This window comes from Mesorhizobium sp. M0904 (assembly GCF_040319475.1).
Lineage (GTDB): Bacteria > Pseudomonadota > Alphaproteobacteria > Rhizobiales > Rhizobiaceae > Mesorhizobium.
The window spans coordinates 1-2,118 of sequence record NZ_JAMYOC010000054.1 but is presented as its reverse complement, the minus strand read 5'-3'; the positions used below and the strand labels follow the sequence as shown (position 1 = coordinate 2,118).

General features: G+C 55.3%; 2 protein-coding genes. Both read right to left on the bottom strand.

Features of this window, described 5'->3' with window-relative positions; translation table 11 throughout:
- Positions 1-42: 42 nt before the first annotated feature.
- The gene (locus NKH80_RS30000) at positions 43-660 is read right to left on the bottom strand and encodes an aspartate/glutamate racemase family protein (RefSeq protein WP_352995640.1); all 618 of its coding nucleotides are present in this window, start codon (positions 658-660) and stop codon (positions 43-45) included.
- 284 nt (positions 661-944) lie between these two features.
- A partial coding sequence (locus tag NKH80_RS29995) for a M24 family metallopeptidase (RefSeq protein WP_352995637.1) occupies positions 945-2,118 on the bottom strand: 1,174 nt, incomplete at its 5' end.

Genomic DNA, 2,118 nt, shown 5'->3' with positions numbered 1-2,118 from the left:
GGAATTCAGCAACTGAAGTTCAAAGGTCGAGAGATGGTTCATTCAGAGAAGCCCCGTGAATCGTTTGCGGGTCAGTCCGCCGATGAAGAATTCGACCATAGAGGTAAAGTCAAAGACTGGAAGGCTGGTCGCCTCTTGAACGGCAACCGCGTATGGCGGTAGCCCGCCGCACTCAAGCAAAAGCATCCCAAGGTCCGGCCTCTCCTTCTGAAGCCTCAAGATGGCGTCGACGACGTCGGCCTCGAGCGCCTCAGGGTCTAGATCACCGTTTGGCTCAAGAAATTTGCCGGCAAATACAGCAGCGTCGTCGAGCCCCCTGATGACCATCCTGTCCCTAATGCCCGGTCGTATCCCTGCTGCCTCCACCATGTCTTGGCTCAATGCAGTTTTGCTTGCCACAATCACGCCAAGCGACTGGCTTCGAGGAAGCACTTGCTCAAGGAAGGGAGCGAGTAGAAGGCTCGACAGGAACACGGGAACGTCAACTGCGGCACGAACCGCTTCTTGGTACCGGATGAAATAGCCGCAACCCCCAGTGAGTGATCGCGCACCCTCCCGTACGAGCTCAGTTGCGGCCTCAACCACGGTCGCCGTCATTTTCTCATCATTAGGCCCGAAAATACACGTATTATTGAGGCCAAACACCGTCTTATAGCGCACGGGAACACTCCACGTGGTAGCATTGCCGCAGTCTCCCGGCAAATACGGGCGGAGGCCAGGTCCAGGCATGCGGTCAAGCATCAAAATGCCCACGGGTGCTCCATGAAATGCAAGCCGAGGTTTCACCCAAGAGGGCCAGCGCTTCCCGTGGGTGTGAGGAAAATCAGTCATGTGTTCTCTCCCTATTGAAGTCCATACATGGTGATGGGCGGTCGTCGTAGCGATGCGGACTGCGGCGTGCCACAGGATCTTGGGTCTACGCCGGCATCGCAATTCTCAAAAAATCAGCAATTGACCAGCAGTTCGCGTGTCATATTGCTCAGCGACTTCGCGCCATCATCGGTCACGCGAACGGTTTCGCTGAAGATATAACCATCAGTCTTTTCCCAGATACCAATGAGGAGGTGGAAGGTCATGTTGGTCTGAAGCACGGTCTCGTCCCCCTCTTGGAAGCTCGGGCCGCCGTCCGTCCAATCGATGCCTATTGAGTATCCAATTCTAGATTCTTTTCGCACGCCCCGAGGTTCAAATTCGCGCCGAAAAGCTCGCTCCACGTCACTGCTCGTCACTCCAGCCCGTATAGCTTCAAAGGCAGCTTGGAAGCCGTCAAGGCACGCTTGGTGCACGTGCCGCGATCGAGCGGTCGGTTCCCCTAAAAATATTGTACGCGACAATGCGCAGCAATATCGGTGACGGACGGCGCCGAGTTCGAAATTCGTCTGGCATCCCATCTTGTAGTATTCGCCAGTCCACGTGAGATGCGGCGCGGCGCCTGGGGAACCTACCGGCATAGTAACCAAAGGACTCCGGGACGTTCCTCCCGGAAATTCTGGAGTGCCCGCTATTAGTGCATGCGTTATAGTAGCGGCAACGTCGCTCTCTCTGGCGCCCACAGAGATTGCAAGCCTGCCGACTTTCATAGCTCTATCGACGATCTTTCCCGCCTGCTCCATATAGGTGAGCTCCGCAGGTGATTTAATCGCCTTTAGCGCTGAAACCATCCCATCGGCATCGATAAATTCCGACATGCCTAAACTATTGCTCAAGGCGGCATGGCCCTTCAGTCCAAGCATCTTCCCAGACAGTTCCACTCCAATCCGGTTCGATTTGCACCGCTCTCGAACAAGCTCAGCAATGGGCTGCCATGCCGTGAGTTGGCTCGAAGCTATGTATTTCTCCGGATAACTGAGGACGCGTGATTCCGGCAGACACGAGCTGGCATGCGCGCACAGAGTGTCCATCTCACGCAATATAAGCCACGGATCTTCCTCGTCCTGGCAAACAAGAGCGAGTTGTGGAACGTAGTCGGAAAAACCTTCGTAGCCCGTAAGATAGTTCATATTCCCTTCATTCAAGACAAGCAGTGCATCGATGCCACGCTCTGCCATCTGCTGGCGCAGGCGGGTCGTGCGCGCGCGGTATTCATCTTGACTAAATGCAGACACCTGCAGTCCTCCT